Consider the following 14515-nt stretch of genomic DNA (forward strand, 5'->3'; position numbering starts at 1 on the left):
TTACTCCGCGACCATGGGTTCGAAGATGGCAGGTGGCAGGTCATACCCCCACAGCTTGAAGCGGTCGGAATAGGCAGAGCGTACGCCGGTCGCGGTGAAGTGGCCGATAATCTTGTTGTCCGGTGTCAACCCGACACGCTGATAGCGAAAGACCTCCTGCATGGAGATCACGTCGCCCTCCATCCCGGTGATTTCGGTGATCGACGTCATGCGGCGTGATCCGTCCTGCAAGCGGCTGGCCTGCACGATCAGGTTCACGGCCGATGAAATCTGGCTGCGCACCGCCTTGATCGGCATTTCGATACCGGCCATCGCGATCATGTTTTCCAGTCGGCTGACACCGTCGCGGGCCGAGTTGGCGTGGATCGTGGTCATGGAGCCATCGTGACCGGTGTTCATGGCCTGCAGCATGTCGATGACTTCCTCGCCGCGGGTTTCACCCACGATGATCCGGTCGGGGCGCATCCGCAGGGCGTTCTTCAGACAGTCGCGCTGCGACACCGCACCCTTGCCCTCGACGTTGGCGGGGCGGCTTTCCATCCGGCCGACGTGGGTCTGTTGCAGCTGAAGTTCCGCTGTATCCTCGATCGTCAGGATACGTTCGGCATCGTCGATGAAGGACGACAGCGCGTTCAGCGTCGTCGTTTTACCCGAACCTGTACCGCCGGACACGATGACATTCAGGCGCGTGGCGACGGCGGCTTGCAGATATGCGGCCATTTCTTCGGTAAAGGCACCGAATTTCACCAGATCCTCGATCCCCAGCTTGTCCTTTTTGAATTTACGGATGGATACGAGGCTGCCGTCGACCGCGACAGGCGGCACCATCGCGTTGAAACGCGATCCATCGGCCAGGCGGGCGTCGACATAAGGGTTGCTTTCGTCGACGCGGCGGCCGACGGCCGACACGATCTTGTCGATGATCCGCAGCAGGTGCTTTTCGTCCTTGAAGGTGATGTCGGACAGTTCCAGCTTGCCGGCGCGTTCCACGAACACCTGTTGCGGGCCGTTCACCAAAATATCGTTGACGGTTTCGTCCTGCAAAAGCGTCTCTAGCGGTCCGAGTCCGGTAACCTCGAAATAGAGGTCCTGGCTCAGTTTGGTGCGTTCGTCCCGGTTCAGAACGATCCCCATCTCTTCCAGCGACTCGGCGGCGATGGCATTGATTTCGGCGCGCAGATCGTTCTCGCTCGCCGTTTCCAGCGCGGCAAGGTTGAGATTGTCCAGCAGGGACTTGTGCAGTTCCAGCTTGATTTCCATCAAGCGTTCCTTGCGCTTTTTCTCCTTGTCCTGCGGCGAGACCTCTGCGGCGCGGGCGGGCATGGCCTTCATCAGGCTCTTGCGGGGTTCTTCCGCAGGTGCCGGTACGGCGGCAAGTGCGGGTTTCGCGCTGGCCGCGGTGGGGCTGTTGGCTGCCGGTTTGATGCTCCCGCTGCCGGCCTTTTTGTATTTCGAGAACATGGCGTTACCTCTTACCCGTGGGCTTCTGACGCTTCGGCCTGATTGACCGCGTGAACCGACTTGGCCAGCTTCAGGATTTCCTTGCGCAATGCGTTCTTGGCGATGCCTGACGCCATCGGCACACCGTGATCGGCGCTTTGCGCGACCTGCTTTCCGCCGTCGGGCAATTGCACCTCGATCGAAATGCCAAGGCTTTCCGCCAGACGCTTGACCCGGCTCTTGCCGCTCAGATCGGTGAAGCCGGGCGCGCGGTTCAGCACAAAGCGCAGCTTGTCGAACGGCAGGTCCTCGGATTGCAGCGCGCGCTTCAATCGCAGGGTGTTCTGTGCTGAGCGCATGTCGAGTTCCATCGTCGCGAAATAGACGTGGGCGGCCTCCAGCACGGTCTGCGACCATTCCACCATGGTCGAGGGCATGTCGATGATGACATAGTCGAAATTGGTGCGGGCCATCTCGATCAGGCGCGCGATGTCCTCGGGTCCGACAAGATCGAGCGGGATCATATCCGTGGGGGAGGTCAGCACGTGCAGCTTCTGTTCGTAGGACAGCAGTGCCTGCATGAACAGTTCGCTGTCCATCGCCTCTGTGTCGGACAGCATTTCAAGAACGGTTTCGCGGCGCGGCAGATCGAGAAAGGTCGACGTCGTGCCGAACTGGAAATCAAGATCGAGCAGGCAGACGCGCGGCCCGTCTTCCTTTTCGATGTTCGCAAGCTCCCACGCCAGGTTGACGGCAAGCGTCGTAGCACCCGTGCCACCGGCCATGCCGTGCACGGGGATCACGACACCGCTGCGATCACCGGTGGCCTTGAGCTTGTTTTCAAGCTCCGGCGCGACCTGCGCGACCTCTGGCGGGGTCAGAACACGGTCGATGGCGCGCGACAATTCGTTTTCGGGCAGCGGGTAGGGGATGAATTCGTCACCACCCTCGCGCAACAGCGTGTGCAGCGCGGCGGAACCCACATCCTCGGTGATCAGGATCACCTTGATATCCTTGGCTTTCGCCGCGGCGATCACGGTGGTGATCAGTGGCAGGTTGTCCTCATCCTCGTGATCCATGGCGATGGTCACGAATTGCAGGCTGTCCGCCTCGTCCTGGGTCAGGAAAGATGCGGCATCCCCGAACGACAGATCGCCCCATGATTCGCCCATGGCGGTTTCCATGTCCTCGATCAGAAGGTCGAAAATCTGCACATCGCGGCTGATCGTGCAGGCGACAATCGGCTGCATCTGCTGGTGTGCTGCTGCGTTACTACTCATGGCCTTACGTCCTTATCCATTCGGGCGCAGCGGCAGGGTAGGAGCAAATGATTAGCAAATTGCACAATAACCCTGACACGGCACGCACGACAAAGCGTGCGGTTGTCCCATTGAGGGTTAATGTCGGGGGTAAACGTGTCCACAATGGGACAAAAAGATCGTAATTGTGCGGTATCTTGCGACGATCCCGGGCAACCGATCAGGTTGATGCGGCGCGCCGGGGCTCACCCGGCGCACGGCAGGGTGTTACTGGTCCGGACCAGCCGTCTGTGCGCTTTCGCCCGCCGAAGAGATCGACTGCGGGATCGCGCTGGCGACATATTCGCGGAAAATCACTTCGGCATATTTTCCGTTCAGCACGCCGGGATGCCCCGCGACGAAACCCGACACCTCGGTGACCGTGCGACGGTTCTGCGCGTTGCGGTTCGGTGTCTGCACCAGCGGACGGGTTTCCCCGAACGACACCAGCGCCTCCAGCCGTGACCGGCTAATGCCTTGGGTGGACAGGAAATGCACCACCGCGTTCGCGCGACGCAGACCAAGCGCCTGATTGTAGCTTTGCGAGCCGACCAGGTCGGTGTGGCCGAAGACCTTGAAGCGGACCTCCGGGAACTGACGGATCCAGTCGGCTTGCACACGCAGCACAGCCTTGGCTTCTTCGCTCAAGGTCGCGGAATTGAACGCAAAATTGACCGTGCTGTTGACTTCTGTCGCAAACCTGCGCGCCAGATTGATGGTCGCCTGACCGGTCTGCGCCAGATGGTTGTTCATCGTGGCGTTGCCGAAATCGGCGTTGCTGTCCACACGCACACCGGCCTCGCGGTCGAAGTAGTCCAGACCGCCGACTTCTTCGGCACAGGCACCAAGCGTCAGAACCGCGGCCGTCGCTGCAATATAAGTTTTCATCGTCCCGCGCTCCTTATCAATCGTCCAGGACATAGCCGTAGGACCCGCTGAAGTCCTGTCGCGCCACTTCGCCGGCGCCGCCTGTCGATGGTGCGTTCTCTGCGGCGACACGGCCAAAGAGAAACAGGTCACGCTCTGTCGGTGGCTGCACGCGGTCGGTCGGCAGGGCCAGCGCCTCGCCCCGGGTCGGTGTGACCAGATGCGGCGTCACGATGATGACCAGTTCGGTCTGGCGGCGCGAATATTCCGCGCTGCGAAACAGCGATCCCAGCACCGGCACATCGCCCAGCCATGGCACCTGGCCGTTCAGATCGGCGAAGTCATCGGACAAAAGACCTGCAATCGCAAAGCTTTCGCCGTCCCGCATCTCGACCGTGGTCGATGTCTCGCGACGCCGGAAGGCGTTGACGCTGATACCGTTTGCGATGATGCCGTTCGTGGTGTCGATCGACGATACCGCGGCATTCAGCTCAAGATTGATGATATCGGCATCGACGACGCGGGGGATGAAGTTCAGTTCCACCCCGAACGGCTTGTATTCGATGGTGATCGACCCGCCTTCCTGGGCGACGGGGATCGGGAATTCGCCACCGGCCAGGAATTTCGCCTCTTGTCCGCTCAGCGCGGTCAGGTTCGGTTCGGCGAGCGTGCGCACGACGCCGCGGCTTTCCAGGGCTTCCAGCAGGATGCCGACCTCGACACCCCCGGCGTTGAAACCAAAGAGAAACGCGCCGGTATTCTCGGTCGATGCCGGCAGATTGCCGTTCAGCGTGCTGCCCGTCGTGCTGCCGGGGGCCAGGGTGTTCGTGCCGCCCGCCAGACCAAGGTTGCCGTCGAAACCGGCCCCCTGCAAGGCAAGCGAGGAGGACAGCGACTTGCTGACCGACCGCTGCATTTCTGCAAAGCGTACCTTCAGCATCACCTGTTGCGTACCGCCGACCGTCATCAGGTTGGAAACCCGTTCCGGCGCGTAGCGTTGTGCCAGTTCCAATGCGCGATCGAGGCGGGAAATGCTGCTGACCGTGCCGGACAGGACGATCCCGTCGTTGGCGGTGCGCACTTCGATGTTCTCTCCGGGCAGGATCTGTTCCAGCCGCTCCTTGAATTCCGCGATGTCGGGGGTGACGTGCACCTCGACGTTGGTGATCAGCCGTCCGTCCGCGCCCAGCAGGGTCAGCGTCGTGCGGCCCGGTTCCTTGCCCAGCACATAGATCGTGCGGTCCGACAGCGACGAAATATCCGCGATGCCGGGGTTGGCGATGGAAAGTTCGGTAAACGGTGCGTCACTCTCGACGACCACCGCGCGATTCATCGGTACGTTCAGTGCGCTCGACGGCGCACCGCGCATCACGCGCAGCGTTTCAGCCGGTGTCACGGTCGGCGTGGCTGTAATAGCCAAAGTCAGGCCCGTCAACGCGGCCTTGATAAACTTGTCGTATGTCATGGTGACCTGCCTCTCCGATCACGCCTCATTGCGGGTCTTTTCGCCCTTGTATCCCCGGACACTGCCCCGGATGGTCATTTATTGCAAGAATCAATGCGTTGCGCCGCGTTGCTTATGTGGATAACCGGCAACAGATCGACAAAACTGCAAATGAAATGACGCACTTCGCGTGGGGCGAAGTGCGTCATGGATCAACCCGATGGTTGGATTTGTGACAGGATCAGTTGGTGCAGGGGATCGGAATCTCGACCACATCGGCACCGCGGCGGGTCTTGATCGTGCAGACGCGGGCCGGGGCGGGGGCGGGTGCGACCTCCACCGGGGCTTCTTCCACGATCCCCAGAAGCGACCGCTGGTCGACCTGAATGTTGGCCGCGACCGCCGTCTCGTCGCCCGAGCCGACCAGTGACAGCGACAGGCTGCCGGAGGCCTGGGCCTGGGCCAGTGCTGCCACGTCTTGTGGCGACACCTGCACGGTGACCGTGCGCGCGATTTCTGCGCCGTTGCGGTTTCCGTCTGCGGTCTGGTCGACCGCGATCAGTTCGACGTTGGATTTGATCAGCTGCGTCGTGCTGTGGCTGACGGTGCCCGCACCACGGTTCACGACACCGGTCCAGTAGACATCCACCCGGTCGCCGGGCCGCAGGAAGCCGGACACGCCGGTCTGCACATCGACCTTGATGGTAAAGGCGCGGGTGCCGGGGTCGAGCAGCGACGTGATGCTGACGATCTCGCCAGGCTCCGACACTTTCACGGCCAGAACGGGCTCGTTCACCTCCATCGGGCGCAGCACGGTGCGCAGCGAGTCCTCGCCGTTCGGGAACAGCGTCTCTTCGGTGTCGAATGTGCCTTCGGGCAGATGCGGCTCCGCATAGCGGATCAGCTCGACATCTTCCATGGTGAGCTGTTCGCCGTAAGCGATGGCCCGGTTGACGGCATAGACCTCGACGGTGTCGATGGCCTTGGCCGCGCGTTCACGTTCCGCCACCAGGGCTGTCTGTGTCTGGCTGACATAGCCCTTGACCATATAGACCGCAAAGCCAGCGAGGCCCATGCCAAGGATCAGAACTAGTCCAAATACTGCACGCATCTTGATTTCCTCATCTTCCTACAGTCCGGGCCTTTGGACGTTTTGCGCCAAGGGTCTCGGGTCACGGCGGGAAGGTCCCGCCGCCAATAAGGCACCTTGTTCTAAAGTGCCGCGTCGACGCTGGCGAACATATTGATAACGCCGTTCACTGCGCCGGTCTGAATAATGGCGATAATCGCAAGCCCCAGGGCCACGACCGATGCCGCAAGAACAACCCAGTCGACGGTAACCGCGCCAGACTCATCGTTTTTCAACTTACAAAAAATACGCTTCACAACCGTCTCCTACGGGTACTGGGTCTTGCTTCGGTCATCTGTCTGACGCGCCAATGTGGCGCGAACATGACCGCTTGTGGCTGATTTGGTGGAGCGGCAGGCGCGCGCGACCGTCCCGAGAAAAAGGCGCGGCACAGTGCTGTGCCACGCCCTGATTTGCCGTCAGGCAAAGCCCGACTTAGTCGTCGACGGCTTCGATGTCGGTCGCAACGGTGCCGGCCAGGTTTTGTGCACCTGTGCTCACGGCACCGCCCACGGCGATGCCCAGCGCCACGATGGCGGCTGTCAGCACAACCCAGTCAACCGTGACTGCGCCGTCTTCGTCGTTGCGGAAGTTCTTGATAAAGTTAAGCATTGTCGTCCCTCCTCAGGGTGTCGCTAGTTGTCGTATGTACCGCCTCGGATCGTCTCGCGCCGGCCTCTTGTTGGCGTGATCCCCGTCTTGGATGGGAGCGGTTGTGACGCCCGAATTTGGCGGCATTGGGGCATGTGCCGTTCAATTTTTAGGGGATTCCGGTCCCTTGATCGGGGCCTGGCGATAGTGCCGCGCGACGGCTCGTATTGTCGTTTTGCCGGAAACAAATGACCGCCAGATGCAATCCGCCGTGGGGTGCGGGGAATCAGGCCTACGTTACGCTGTCCGGGCACCGATGGCGGGATCGGGTCCGGACACGAAAAAGGGCGCGGCACAGTGATGTGCCACGCCCTGATTTGCCGTCAGGCAAAGCCGTTCTTAGTCGTCGACAGCTTCGATGTCGGTCGCAACGGTGCCGGCCAGGTTTTCTGCACCGGTGCCGACTGCGCCGCCAACGGCCAGGCCCAGAGCCACGATAGCGGCTGTCAGCACAACCCAGTCAACCGTGACTGCGCCGTCTTCGTCGTTGCGGAAGTTTTTGATAAAGTTAAGCATTGTGTTCCCTCCTCAGGGTATCGCTAGTTTTCACGTTTAACCTCGTCGGATCATCTCGCGCCGGCCTCTTGTTGGCGTGATCCCCGTCTTGGATGAGGAGGTTTTGACGGTCGAATGGGGCGGGAGTTTGACCGGGGTGGTGCGATTTTGGGCGCACTCGCATAATCGCGAATTCGCTGCTTAACACATTGTTAAGAATGAAAACTTATTTTTGTGTTCGATTACCCTCGGCTCCGCGCCGTTGCGCGAGGGTGACCAATTTCTGCAAATCCGGCGCATTGTTCGCGTTTTGCTGGTTTCAACGCTGCAAAGCTGCGAGTCTGGCGGCAATAAAAACGCCAAGAATGACGTTGAGCAGGACATGACATGCGATATCTGACTTCCGCGCTGGTGGCGCTGGGCCTTTTGGCCGCGCCGTCGGTACTGATGGTTCCGAACACGGCGCAGGCAGAGTTGAATCGGCTGCAGCCCGACTTCACCTTTCGCCGGGTGACCGTGCCTTCGGGCACGAACACGCGGCGCATCACTGTGCAGATCGACCCTAGCGTTCCGCGCGGCCCGCAGGCCCCCGCCCCCGCGGGAACGGCCCCGGCAGCAGTCGTTCCGGCCGCGGCGGGAACGACCGTACCGCGTGCCTCGGGTTTCGAATGGTTCTGGGCCGGAGTATCGCCCGCCCGTGCCGACAGCGCGCCGGGCCGCTTGGCCGAGGCGCTGCGCGTGATCGCGAACGCTCCGGCTGACAAGACGGTGCCATTGCCACGGCTGCAATCGCTCCAGACCATCGCCAACCTGCACGGGCTCGACATCCTGCGCGCGACCGTGGGCACCGATGTGTCGCCCGCGCTGGTGCTGGCGCTGATCTCGATCGAGAGCGCGGGGCAGGCGCAGGCGGAAAGCCATGCGGGCGCCGTCGGTCTGATGCAGCTGATGCCCGCCACTGCCGAACGCTTCGGCGTCACCGACCGCACCGATCCGACGCAGAACATCAAGGGCGGCGTCGCCTATCTGGCCTGGCTGATGCAGCATTTCGACAACGACCCGGTGCTGGTACTGGCAGGTTACAACGCGGGCGAGGGGGCCGTGCGCGACAACGGCGGTGTGCCGCCCTATGCCGAAACCCGCGCCTATGTCCCCAAGGTGCTGGCCGCCTGGACCGTGGCGCGTGGGCTGTGCCAGACGCCACCGGAACTGGTGACGGACGGCTGCGTGTTCCACAACAACGGTATCTAGCAAAGCTCGCCGCGATCCGTCAGACTGCGCATGACCAAGCGTGGAGGGCGCGATGAAGACGTGGCTTGTCGGATGCGGTGCGGTGGTGCTGGCGGGGGTCGGTCTCTATGTCATAGATGCCGCCGTTTTGGGGCATCCGCAATCGCGGGTCCTGGCGGGCGATCTGCCCGCGGCCATCGCGCAGACCGGCGTGACGCTCGACTCACTGGAAGATACGGACGGCGATCTGACCGCGCGCTATCGCGTTCCGGGTGATGTGATGACCTTTGCCGATGTGCCGCTTTACCGGGATGGGTGCCGCGACGCGCCAAGCTGTGCCGCCGTGCTCGAACAGGCGGTGACGGCGCAGCGCCTGCAGGCGCAGGTGGCTGCCGCGACGCAGGCGCAACTGGCGTCCTGCGGACTGCCGCCGCTGGCGCTGGACCGCCCCCGTGTCACCGAACCGGGCCTGGAACACTGGCAAAGCCTGTCGCTCACCGATATCGCCGCCTTTGAGCGGGACTGGGCATTACAGATTCCGGTCTACCTCGACAGGACGCTTCTCGCCGACAGCCGAAGACAATTCCTGACGCGCATCAAAAACTGCGCAGCCGGGTTCAGGACGTCAGATCACGGTCTTTGGCAGCCGCCTACGGCGGTCACGCTGGACGTCACGCTGCTGCCGGTCGATCCGGGCGTGTCACGGTCCGATCCGCCGTCGTTCGATGGCTGGCGGTCCTACGTGCAGGCATTGCGCCGCGGGGAAAACCGGCTCGACACCACGACGGAGGTAACGGTCATGGCCGACGCGGAGGGCAGCCGCAGTTCGCCGGTGACCGGGACCATCTGGATCGACGACCGCGAAAGCGCCGACCCGCCGATGGCGCGTGTGGTGGCGCAGGTGCGGGACTGGCTGCGCGAGAGCGGCGACCCGACGCCGGGCGACCTGAGCGACTTTATCCACGTAACCCCCGCCGTCAGGGCGGTTGGCGACGACCCGCAGGTCTGGCGTGTCCTGCTGCGCATCACACGCGAGGACAGCACGCCCGCCGACCTTGCCGTGACATATGACGAGGCAACCGCGACGGTAACCGACATCAACATGGTTCACCCGTTCGACGATCCGCGCACGGCGGAGGGGTTGGAGTGGCCGGAGGGGCCGGGGCTTTACCTGCCCTAGGCTTCTGACCCTAGACCTGAAACAGGTCCGCCCATTCCGGGTGCCTGCGCCGCTGCGCATTGACGAAGGGACACAGCGGCACGATGCGAAACCCGTCCTTGCGCGCGTCCTCCAGCAGGGCTTCCAGTAGCCGCAACCCCACGCCTTCACCTTCATGCCCCTCGGCCACGCCGGTATGGTCGGCGATCACCGTCTTCGGAGAGAGGATCGAATAGGTCAGTTCACTCTCGCCGCCATCCGCGTGGCGGATGACATAGCGGCCTTTGCTGTCATCGACCTCATGGGCGACGGGATCATCCGACAATGGTGGCCTCCGTCGCGGCGCGCAACTCGTCCTCGGTGACGCCTTCAGCCATCTCCACGATCTTCAAACCGCCCTCGACCACATCGAGCACGCCGAGGTTGGTAATGATCCGGTCGACGACCGCCTTGCCGGTCAGCGGCAGGGTGCATTCCTTGAGTAACTTGCTGTCGCCATGCTTGCTGGTGTGGTCCATCACCACGATCACACGGCCGACGCCGGCGACAAGATCCATCGCACCGCCCATGCCCTTGACCAGCTTTCCGGGGATCATCCAGTTCGCCAGATCGCCGTTTTCGGCCACTTCCATCGCGCCCAGGATCGCCGCCGCGATCTTGCCGCCACGGATCATCCCGAAGGACTGCGCGCTGTCGAAATAGGCGGTGCGCCGCAACTCGGTGATGGTCTGCTTGCCCGCGTTGATCAGGTCAGGGTCTTCCTCGCCCTCGATCGGGAAGGGCCCCATGCCGAGCATCCCGTTTTCCGATTGCAGGGTGATGTCCTTGTCACCGACATAGTTGGCCACCAGCGTCGGAATGCCGATCCCGAGGTTCACATACCAGCCGTCTTCAAGCTCTTCCGCCGCACGCGCGGCCATCTGATTTCTGTCCCAAGGCATCGGAGGCTCCTTCAATCGCCTAAATTGGTGTCGTCGGCTTCCGCGAAAAGCATCAGAAAGCCGTCAGGGTCTTTGACGTGAAACTCGTGCACGCCATAGGGTTGGAGAAACGGCGGTCGCACACGCTCTCGCGGCAGGTCGGCCAGACGCGGCCCCAACTCGGCCCAAAGCGCGTCAAGATCGCGTACCCAAACCTGTGTTGCCAGCATCTCGCCCGTTGTTTTGACCGCCGCGGCGTCCATATCGCCCTGCAGGCCAAGGGTCAGCCCCTCGCGGCGGACCGTCACGAATGTGTAGTCGTCGTTGCGGACCACTTCTTTGCAGCCCATCACATCGCAATAGAACGCGACGCTGGCAGCGATGTCGCTGACCGGCACCAGTTGCGCTGCCGCGATGATCCGGGCGTGTCGTGTCATGCGGCCCGCGTCGTGCGTTGCTCGATCCGCTTTTCGTGCTCGCCCTGAATGATGCGGTGCACGTAGATGCCGGGCAGGTGGATGTTGTCGGGGTCGAGGCTGCCGGTCGGCACGATCTCTTCCACCTCCACCACGCAAGTCTTGCCGCACATCGCGGCAGGCGGGTTGAAGTTGCGGGCGGTCTTGCGGAAAATCAGGTTGCCGGTCTCGTCGGCCTTCCACGCCTTCACGATGGACAGGTCCGCGAACATGCCGCGCTCCATGATATAGGTCTCGTCCGCGCCATCGGGGCCGGTGGGGAAATCCTTGTGGTCCTTGCCCTCGGCGATCACGGTGCCGACGCCGGTCTTGGTATAGAAACCGGGGATGCCGCAGCCACCTGCACGCATCCGCTCGGCCAGCGTGCCTTGTGGGTTGAATTCCAGCTCCAACTCGCCCGACAGATACTGCCGCATGAATTCCGCGTTCTCGCCCACGTAGGAGGAAATCATCTTTTTCACCTGCCGCGTCTGCAACAGTATGCCGATGCCGAAATCGTCCACGCCTGCGTTGTTGGATGCGAAGGTCAGATCCCTGGTGCCCGCGTCCTTGATCGCCGCCAGCAACAATTCGGGGATACCGCAGAGGCCAAAGCCACCGGCGGCGATGAACATACCGTCATGCAGCAGGCCGTCGAGGGCCGCCGCCGCGTCGGGATAGATTTTCTTCATGATGCCCCCTGAAAAGATAATGCCCGCAAACTCTCACAAGAGGTGCGGGCATTGTCAATCAGGATGCTGCAACGCAGCGGATCAGCTTTTCTTGACTGCCGCTTTCTTCTTCGCCGCCGGTTTCTTCTTAGCCGCAGGCTTTTTCTTCGGCGCGGCCTTTTTCTTGGCGACCTTCTTGCCGGATTTCGCCGCGCGTTCGTCGATCAGATCGACAGCCTGCGCCATGGTCAGCTCATCCGGCTGGATCGTGTCGGGGATCGTTGCGTTGATCTTTTCCCACTTCACGTAAGGCCCATATTTGCCGTCGAAGATATTGACCGGGCCACCGGCCACGGGGTGTTCGCCCAATTCGCGGATCGGCACCGCCGCCTTGCCACGCCCGCCACGGCTGGCGACCTTGGCAGCCAGCAATTCGACAGCGTGGTTCATCCCCACGGTCCAGACATCCTCGACCGTTTCAAGGTTGGCATTGGTGCCGCCCTTGAAAGACGTGGTTTCCGCATGCTTGAGATAGGGTCCGTACCGTCCAAGGTTGGCCCAGACGTTCACACCGTCCTCCGGATGTGGCCCGATCAGGCGCGGCAATTCCAGCAGCTTCAGCGCGTCCTCCAGCGTGATCCCTTCCGGGTCCCAGTCGGCAGGCACGCTTTGGCGCGGCGGCTTCTTGTTGTCCTCGGTGACCTCGCCGTGTTGCACATAAGGCCCAAACCGGCCCTTGAACACGCGGATCTCGTCGCCCGCATCCGTGCCCAGCAGCTTGCCGTCGGGCGGGATGGCAGAGGCCTCCGCTTCCGGGTTCGGCGGGCCAAAGGGGCGGGTGTATTTGCACTCGGGATAATTCGAGCAGCCGATAAATGCGCCACCGGCCCGCGCCGTGCGCATCGACAGCCGCCCGGCACCGCAGTTCGGACAGGCGCGCGGGTCGCTGCCGTCCTCGGTCGGGGGGAACAGATGCGGTTCCAGCACCTCGTTGATCTTGTCGAGCACTTCGCCGATCCGGAGATCGGCGGTTTCGGCGATGGCGGCGGAAAAATCGCGCCAGAACCGCTCCAGCACCTTTTTGTAGTCCGCATCGCCCGCGCTGACCTGATCGAGCTGGTCTTCCAGGTCGGCGGTAAAGTCGTATTCCAGATAGCGGTTGAAATAGTGCATCAGGAACACGGTCACCAAACGGCCCTTGTCCTGCGGGATCAGCCGGTTCTTGTCTTTCTCGACATAGCCGCGGTCCTGAATGGTCGTGACGATCGACGCATAGGTCGACGGTCGCCCGATGCCCAGTTCCTCCATCTTTTTGACCAGCGTGGCCTCGGTATAGCGGGGTGGGGGCTGGGTGAAATGCTGTTCGGGGTCGACCTTTTGCTTGTCGGCCTTTTCGCCCTGCGCAATCTGCGGCAGGCGCTTGTCGTCGTCGTCCACTACGCTGTCGTCGCGGCCTTCTTCGTAAATCGCGATGAAACCGTCGAACAGCATCACCTGCCCGTTGGCCCGCAGCACGACCTGCCCGTCGGCCGAGGCGATATCCACGGCGGTGCGCTCGAACCGCGCGGCCTCCATCTGTGACGCCATCGTGCGCTTGTAGATGAGGTCATAGAGCTTGCGCTGATCCGCATCGCTGATCTTCGCCGCCGCCGTGTCCACCATCATGTCGGTGGGCCGGATACATTCGTGCGCTTCCTGCGCGTTCTTGGCCTTGTTCTTGTAGACCCGCGCCTCTTTCGGTACGTACTTGTCGCCGAACTTGGCCTTGATCGCATCGCGAGCACCCGCCACGGCCTCGGGCGCCATGTCGATCCCGTCGGTCCGCATGTAGGTGATCAGACCCGCCTCATACAGCCGCTGGGCACAGCCCATCGCCTGCTTGGCACCCATGCCGAACTTGCGGCTGGCCTCCTGCTGCAGGGTCGATGTCATGAAGGGCGGCGACGGATTGCGCGTGCCGGGCTTGGCTTCGACCGCCGTGACGGTCAGGTCGCGGCTGTTGATCGCCTGTACCGCCATTTCGGCCTGCGTTTCATTGGCGATGCTGAACTTGTCCAGCTTTTCGCCCGCCAGCGTCGTCAGTCGCGCCTCATAGGTCTGGCCGCGAGGCGTTTGCAACAGCGCCTTGACGGTCCAGTATTCCTGCGGGCGGAATTTCTCGATCTCCATCTCGCGCTCGACGATCAGGCGCAAGCAGACCGATTGCACGCGCCCCGCCGATTTCGCACCGGGCAGCTTGCGCCACAGCACCGGCGACAGGTTGAAGCCCACAAGATAGTCCAGCGCGCGCCGTGCCAGATATGCCTCGACCAGCGGGGCATCCACCTCGCGGGGGTTCTTCATCGCCTCTGTCACCGCCGATTTGGTGATTGCGTTGAAGACCACCCGGCTGACCGGCGTGTCCTTTTTGATCGCTTTGCGGGCGGTCAGCGCCTCCTGCAGGTGCCAGGAAATCGCCTCGCCCTCGCGATCAGGGTCGGTCGCGAGGATCAGTGCGTTGTCGTTTTTCAGCGCATCGACGATAGCCTTGATATGCTTCTTGCTGTCGCTGGCGACTTCCCATTTCATGTCGAAGTCTTCGTCGGGCAGCACCGATCCGTTTTTTGGCGGCAGGTCCCGGACGTGCCCGTAGGAGGCCAGAACGGTGTAGTCGTTGCCCAGATACTTGTTGATTGTCTTGGCTTTGGCAGGGGATTCGACGACGACGACTGGCATGGGAATCCTTCACAAACATTCACGACGGTATGGGCGCGGAA

At 62.3% G+C, this 14515-nt stretch carries 15 protein-coding genes; 2 read left to right on the plus strand and 13 right to left on the minus strand.

What is annotated here, in order from left to right; all coding sequences use genetic code 11:
* The 8 genes from AC04PH_RS15050 to AC04PH_RS15085 form a co-directional block, all read right to left on the minus strand.
* Entirely contained in the window at nucleotides 1–1461 is a 1461-nt protein-coding gene (locus tag AC04PH_RS15050; protein WP_483066637.1) for a TadA family conjugal transfer-associated ATPase, read from the minus strand.
* Between the two features lie 11 nt (nucleotides 1462–1472).
* Complete coding sequence (locus tag AC04PH_RS15055; protein WP_483066638.1) at nucleotides 1473–2720, minus strand: CpaE/TadZ family protein; 1248 nt, start codon at nucleotides 2718–2720, stop codon at nucleotides 1473–1475.
* Nucleotides 2721–2966: 246 nt separating this feature from the next.
* Nucleotides 2967–3626, minus strand: a complete 660-nt coding sequence (locus AC04PH_RS15060) for an OmpA family protein (protein WP_483066639.1) — start codon at nucleotides 3624–3626, stop codon at nucleotides 2967–2969.
* Between the two features lie 16 nt (nucleotides 3627–3642).
* Nucleotides 3643–5070, minus strand: a complete 1428-nt coding sequence (locus AC04PH_RS15065; RefSeq protein ID WP_483066640.1) for a type II and III secretion system protein family protein — start codon at nucleotides 5068–5070, stop codon at nucleotides 3643–3645.
* A 220-nt stretch (nucleotides 5071–5290) separates the two neighbouring features.
* Complete coding sequence (gene cpaB, locus AC04PH_RS15070) at nucleotides 5291–6160, minus strand: Flp pilus assembly protein CpaB (protein WP_483066641.1); 870 nt, start codon at nucleotides 6158–6160, stop codon at nucleotides 5291–5293.
* Nucleotides 6161–6261: 101 nt separating this feature from the next.
* Complete coding sequence (locus tag AC04PH_RS15075) at nucleotides 6262–6435, minus strand: hypothetical protein (RefSeq protein WP_483066642.1); 174 nt, start codon at nucleotides 6433–6435, stop codon at nucleotides 6262–6264.
* 178 nt (nucleotides 6436–6613) lie between these two features.
* Entirely contained in the window at nucleotides 6614–6790 is a 177-nt protein-coding gene (locus AC04PH_RS15080) for a Flp family type IVb pilin (protein ID WP_483066643.1), read from the minus strand.
* Between the two features lie 378 nt (nucleotides 6791–7168).
* Nucleotides 7169–7345, minus strand: a complete 177-nt coding sequence (locus AC04PH_RS15085; protein WP_483066644.1) for a Flp family type IVb pilin — start codon at nucleotides 7343–7345, stop codon at nucleotides 7169–7171.
* Nucleotides 7346–7711: 366 nt separating this feature from the next.
* Here AC04PH_RS15085 and AC04PH_RS15090 point away from each other — a divergent pair, with 366 nt between their 5' ends.
* Nucleotides 7712–8575 carry a lytic transglycosylase domain-containing protein gene (locus tag AC04PH_RS15090; RefSeq protein WP_483066645.1) on the plus strand — a complete coding sequence of 288 codons (864 nt, stop codon included), beginning with the start codon at nucleotides 7712–7714 and terminating at the stop codon, nucleotides 8573–8575.
* Nucleotides 8576–8627: 52 nt separating this feature from the next.
* The gene (locus tag AC04PH_RS15095; RefSeq protein ID WP_483066646.1) at nucleotides 8628–9734 is read left to right on the plus strand and encodes a hypothetical protein; all 1107 of its coding nucleotides are present in this window, start codon (nucleotides 8628–8630) and stop codon (nucleotides 9732–9734) included.
* Between the two features lie 10 nt (nucleotides 9735–9744).
* Here AC04PH_RS15095 and AC04PH_RS15100 read toward each other — a convergent pair whose 3' ends face one another.
* The 5 genes from AC04PH_RS15100 to topA form a co-directional block, all read right to left on the minus strand.
* Nucleotides 9745–10038, minus strand: coding sequence for a GNAT family N-acetyltransferase (locus AC04PH_RS15100; RefSeq protein WP_483066647.1), 294 nt, complete (start codon nucleotides 10036–10038; stop codon nucleotides 9745–9747).
* Nucleotides 10028–10654: a 3-oxoacid CoA-transferase subunit B gene (locus AC04PH_RS15105; protein ID WP_483066648.1), complete on the minus strand. Its 627-nt coding sequence runs from the start codon at nucleotides 10652–10654 to the stop codon at nucleotides 10028–10030. Before AC04PH_RS15105 ends, AC04PH_RS15100 begins: the two co-directional genes overlap by 11 nt.
* Before the next feature lie 11 nt (nucleotides 10655–10665).
* Nucleotides 10666–11070 (minus strand): VOC family protein, encoded by a 405-nt coding sequence (locus tag AC04PH_RS15110; protein ID WP_483066649.1) that lies wholly within the window; start codon nucleotides 11068–11070, stop codon nucleotides 10666–10668.
* Complete coding sequence (locus tag AC04PH_RS15115; RefSeq protein WP_483066650.1) at nucleotides 11067–11780, minus strand: CoA transferase subunit A; 714 nt, start codon at nucleotides 11778–11780, stop codon at nucleotides 11067–11069. The genes AC04PH_RS15110 and AC04PH_RS15115 overlap by 4 nt, the downstream gene beginning before the upstream one ends.
* Before the next feature lie 81 nt (nucleotides 11781–11861).
* Nucleotides 11862–14474 carry a type I DNA topoisomerase gene (topA, locus tag AC04PH_RS15120; RefSeq protein ID WP_483066651.1) on the minus strand — a complete coding sequence of 871 codons (2613 nt, stop codon included), beginning with the start codon at nucleotides 14472–14474 and terminating at the stop codon, nucleotides 11862–11864.
* Between the last annotated feature and the right edge of the window lie 41 nt (nucleotides 14475–14515).

Source organism: Yoonia sp. KMU-150, from assembly GCF_056858355.1.